This is a genomic window from Desulfonatronovibrio magnus (genome assembly GCF_000934755.1).
Taxonomy (GTDB): Bacteria; Desulfobacterota; Desulfovibrionia; order Desulfovibrionales; family Desulfonatronovibrionaceae; genus Desulfonatronovibrio; species Desulfonatronovibrio magnus.
On the sequence record NZ_JYNP01000127.1, the window covers coordinates 1 to 4,622 of the forward strand.

6 protein-coding genes and 1 pseudogene are annotated in these 4,622 nt (G+C 51.0%); 5 read left to right on the plus strand and 2 right to left on the minus strand.

What is annotated here, in order from left to right; all coding sequences use genetic code 11:
• Window positions 1-264 (plus strand): annotated as a pseudogene (locus tag LZ23_RS24650) (Rpn family recombination-promoting nuclease/putative transposase); the annotation flags it as partial.
• A gap of 155 nt (window positions 265-419) precedes the next feature.
• Here the strand turns inward: LZ23_RS24650 and LZ23_RS11505 are convergent.
• Entirely contained in the window at window positions 420-2,003 is a 1,584-nt protein-coding gene (locus tag LZ23_RS11505; RefSeq protein WP_052507334.1) for an ATP-binding protein, read from the minus strand.
• Between the two features lie 257 nt (window positions 2,004-2,260).
• Window positions 2,261-2,464: an Hpt domain-containing protein gene (locus LZ23_RS25345; RefSeq protein ID WP_084591029.1), complete on the minus strand. Its 204-nt coding sequence runs from the start codon at window positions 2,462-2,464 to the stop codon at window positions 2,261-2,263.
• Window positions 2,465-2,831: 367 nt separating this feature from the next.
• On the opposite strand from LZ23_RS25345, the gene LZ23_RS25050 reads away from it, so the two are divergent.
• From LZ23_RS25050 to LZ23_RS11530, 4 genes are all read left to right on the plus strand, one after another.
• Complete coding sequence (locus LZ23_RS25050; RefSeq protein WP_045214320.1) at window positions 2,832-3,026, plus strand: Rpn family recombination-promoting nuclease/putative transposase; 195 nt, start codon at window positions 2,832-2,834, stop codon at window positions 3,024-3,026.
• A 166-nt stretch (window positions 3,027-3,192) separates the two neighbouring features.
• On the plus strand, window positions 3,193-3,456 hold the full coding sequence (locus tag LZ23_RS25055) for a hypothetical protein (RefSeq protein WP_232300476.1): 264 nt from the start codon (window positions 3,193-3,195) through the stop codon (window positions 3,454-3,456).
• 75 nt (window positions 3,457-3,531) lie between these two features.
• The gene (locus tag LZ23_RS11525; RefSeq protein WP_052507335.1) at window positions 3,532-4,143 is read left to right on the plus strand and encodes an AAA family ATPase; all 612 of its coding nucleotides are present in this window, start codon (window positions 3,532-3,534) and stop codon (window positions 4,141-4,143) included.
• Window positions 4,144-4,196: 53 nt separating this feature from the next.
• On the plus strand, window positions 4,197-4,376 hold the full coding sequence (locus tag LZ23_RS11530; protein WP_232300477.1) for a PD-(D/E)XK nuclease domain-containing protein: 180 nt from the start codon (window positions 4,197-4,199) through the stop codon (window positions 4,374-4,376).
• Window positions 4,377-4,622: the final 246 nt, after the last annotated feature.

Sequence of the window (4,622 nt, forward strand, 5' to 3'; positions counted from 1 at the left end):
ATGATAGGTGTAGCCGCAAGAGAAATAGCAGAAAGAGTGGAGCGGACAAGAAAACCTTACTGGGAACAAAAAGCAAAAATTGAGAATACTCAAAACCATATCATTGAAAATCTAACTGAAAAATTTGATGTGGTTGGAATATCATTATCTGAAAAAATTAAATCCATTCAATCCTTAGACATCCTTAATATGCTTTTCAAAAAAACACACCGTGTCAACTCAGTGGAAGAGTTTGATCAACTGGTAAACAAAGTTCTCAACTAAACAGTTTTTCACAAACTCCTCTCTTTTTCCCTGGCCGCCTATTGATTAACTGAAGTAGGCGGCCTTTTTTTATGGATTTACCACGATTGATCCTTCCAGCTTTTCCTTATTTTTATTGGGTTGTGGGCACAGCCCGCATTAGTTCAATAACTTGATTAGGTCCGACCCCATAAGCCACCCGGCCCTTCATCCACCCGCTTCCACAGGCACTTCACCTCTTTCTCCATGAAGCCGCCGGCCCCGAGCAACACAATCGGACGACCGTCCGCCAGCCAGGGTTCGTAATAGCGTTTGGCCTCGATCTGTGCCAGGGCATCCTCCGCCCGGCCCAGCTTGAACTCGATCACATAAATAGCCGCATCGGTTTTCAATACCGCGTCCAGGCGCCCCTTGTCGCTGCGGCTTTCGGGAATGATCTCCGCCCCGACCGCGGAGAGCGCCGCAAAGAATACCGAATGGTAATACGCCTCGCGCGGAACATGCAGCTCCCCCGGAATCGCGGCAAACAGCGACTTCAAGGCCCTCTCGAAGCGGTGCGTATCGCCTGTTCGCAAGGCCACCAGCATGACCGCTGCAGCGGTCTGCCCGCTCATCTCCCCCGGCTCGGTCATAAACCGATCCAGCATCATCCCGTACCACGCCTCGCGCACCTCTGCATTGGGGAACCCCAATATGAAGGACGGAAAGCTCGCTTCCTTGATCGTCAAATACCCCGACTGCCAGAACAAGGGGATCGCTTTGGGACGCGTGATGTCAAACAGCAACGACAAATCGCCGGCCTCCACCCCATCGAGATCCCCGTCCGGACGCCTCATCGCTTCCACCATCGCAACCAGTATACCCGGCGTCCCGCTCGCCCACCAGTAGTTGCCGAATTGGCACTCGCGAAAACAGTTCAGGATCGCCCAGGGATTGTATACCTTCTCGCCATGACCCCACCAATACCCGTTGTAGCGATCCCGCAACGTCTGCCAGGCGCCCGCTTCGGTTAGCCCATTGCGCTCGGCCAGACTATCAATATACGGCGCAAAGCCCGCATATAGCTCATCTTCCGTATACCCGCAGATTTCCGCAGCTTCCGGCGCCAGCGTGAGATCAATCATCTGGTTCAACTCCGAAAAAATGCTCGTTTTCACCATCCGGCCGATCCCCGTGATAAACACCTTTTCCAGCGCCCCGTCACAGCCCTTAAGCGCGCCGTAGAACGAAGCCAGGACATCGCGCATCTGCTTTGCCAACGCCGGATCGCCCAGATGATCATGCACCGGCTTTTCGTATTCGTCCACAATCACCACAACCCGACGACCGGTCTTTTCGTATAACCCTTCAACCAGCGCCAGGAACTGCGATGCAGGCGTTACGCCCCGCAATGAAATGGATTCGGCTTCGGCGCGTGACTGCAAAGCGGCGAGTATGTCGGCAACAAACAGATCCACGGTCTGCGACCCCATCGCCGTCAAGCTCAGATGCACCACCGGGTTTGTTTTGCCCCAATCCCACTCCGGCTCGATCGCCAGCCCTGCGAACAGTTCCCGCCGTCCCTCGTAGAGGCAGCGCATGGTCGAACACAGCAGCGACTTCCCGAACCGGCGAGGCCGGGCAAGGAAAAGGTAGTTTCCCGCCCCGAGCAACCCCGCCAACTGAGCCGTCTTATCCACATATAAGTAGTTTGCGCCCGCCTCGCGCAATTTCAAAAAGTCGCTGATCCCCAGCGGCAATTTCATTCGTTCTTTATTCATATCTTTCACACCTCACGAGTTCTCTTCAATGGGGTTTCCGTACCGATCAACCATACGGTTGTCAACCATCTCAATCCTACCGTAGTGATTGAGAGTTCAAAGTTCCTGGTTCTTCGCTCTTGGTTATAAGCGTCCCACCCGGGGGGCCTGGCCCAAACCTGCGAGTAACTGTCTAATATCTCACGGTATCAGGCTCATTCCGAGTAAAGAATTATTAGCCACAGACAATATGCCAGACTGAAAAGACAGACACAGAATTATCTTTCACCTCCGTCCACCACCGACCTCAGCCTCTCAAGTTCCTGCTCCGCCTGGGGCAGCAGGCGTTCCAGCCCGGCCAGTTCTCCGGATTTTCCGGCAACCTCAATTTCCTGCAGCACTGCAGCCAGGTCTTTAGCTCCAACAGTGGCTGCAGAGCCTTTGAGGGCGTAGCTGTATTCATGGACAGCCTTGGCGTCCAGTTATGGTGTTTGCGCTTGTTCCCAGGCTCCAGCCTGGGGATATCTATAATTTGCGGCTACAGCCACATTTTTATATTCTGGCAAGTGCTTGCTCTTTATCGTCATTCCGGCGAAAGCCGGAATCCAGGTATTTTCTTGTTTCAAGAATCCAGTCTGGGAATACCTCTTTTTTTGAAGCTCCAGCCACATTTTGAAGAAGCGACTGGAGCCGCAAGAGAAAAACGTCCCCAGACTGGACCCTGGGAACGAGGGGTATAAGTTACTCTCACGTTCGGTCCCGGGTCGCCCGGGTGAAAGGGAGCATCACCTTCTCGAGCACAAGAGAATACATATTGCAAATCAATATTCAATCAAGTAAGGTTTACATATGGCCAAAACAACTACTTCTCCACATGATGCCTGCTTTATGAGTTTCTTCAGCCGAGAAGAGTTTGTCCGAGACTTCATCCCTGAAGAAATCAAAAAGCACCTGGACCTGACAGTTATTGAGATTGATATGGAAGGTTATCTGTCTGAGGAATTCAAAGAATTTTACTCAGATGTGGTAGTAAAACTATCCTGAGCTGGGTACCAAAATCCATGAAATTTATGATCTTTTGGAGAAATTTCCTGATAACGATAAGCTGACTGAATATCTGTTCATTATAGTTAGATACGTCTTGCTTTTGGTGCAATTCCAGAAAAAAAAGTTACTCGACTATACCAAACGTTTTGCAGGGGGTGATGAAATGATAGGTGTAGCCGCAAGAGAAATAGCAGAAAGAGTGGAGCGGACAAGAAAACCTTACTGGGAACAAAAAGCAAAAATTGAGAATACTCAAAAACATATCATTGAAAGTTTAACTGAAAGATTTGATGTGGTTGGTAAATCATTATCTGAAAAGATTAAATCCATTCAATCCTTAGATATGCTAAATACGCTCTTCAAGAAAACATACCGAGTCAACTCAGTGGAAGAGTTTGATCAACTGGTAAACAAAGTTCTCAACTAAACAGTTTTTCACAAACTCCTCTCATTTTCCCTGGCCGCCTATTCCTTAACTGGAGTTATCAAAGGAGCCTCAGTCATGTTGCACCTGCCGGTGGGCATAAATACCTTCTCCTCCATCCGCACAGGCGGTTACGTCTATGTGGACAAGACCGAACACGTCCATCGTCTGGTCCTCAAACAGGGCCGCTACTTTCTCTCCCGTCCCCGGCGCTTCGGAAAGAGCTTTTTCCTGGACACGCTCAAGGAACTGTTCGAGGGCAACGAAAAGCTGTTTCAAGGACTGTACATCCACGACAAATGGGACTGGAGCGCAGTTCACCCGGTGATCAAGCTTGATTTTGGAGAAGGCCGGCTGCGCGGCATGGACCCGCTTCAGGAAAAAATCGACGAGCTCTTGATCGTTAATCAGCAGCGTCTCGGCGTAGAATTACAGTTTGAGAGCAATTCCGGCCGCTTTGCCGAACTGATCCGCCTGGCCCACGAACAAACCGGCAGGCGGGCCGTGGTGCTCATCGACGAGTACGACAAGCCCATTCTGGACAATCTGGAGCATCCGGAGACGGCCCTGGAGATGCGCGAACAATTGCAGGATCTGTATTCCGCGCTCAAACCCCAGGACGGGCACATCCAGTGCATCTTCATGACCGGGGTGAGCAATTTTTCCAAGGTCAGCCTGTTCAAGACGTGACCAACAAGGGCCAGGCCGATCTGACAGTGATCCTGGAGAACAGGATCTTTGTTATGGAGATCAAGCTGGTCCAGACCCCGGAAATCATAGGCAATCCGGCCCTGGAGCAGATCTGGTCCAGGGGCTACAGCGAGAAGTACAAGGGTCGCCACGGGATGACCGTGCACGAGTTGGGGATGGTTTTCAGCAAGGCTGAGCGCAACCTGATCGCGCTGGATGGGCGTGAAGTATAAGGAACCGGGAGGGCTGATTGAGAAGGCCTGGGCGGTAAAGCATATTTGCGGGACAGGCACTTCTACCGGCATCATGCCGTCAAACAGCCGGACCATCCCGAAGCTAAACAAACTCGCAACATAAGGAACAGATTAATTATACTTTAATAATGGCCTGCTGTCCATAGACTTTGGGATGAAGGAATGGAATGAGTTTGACCGCAAGGAGATTGTCCGCAAGTACAGGCAGTTTGTGTATGAGACAGG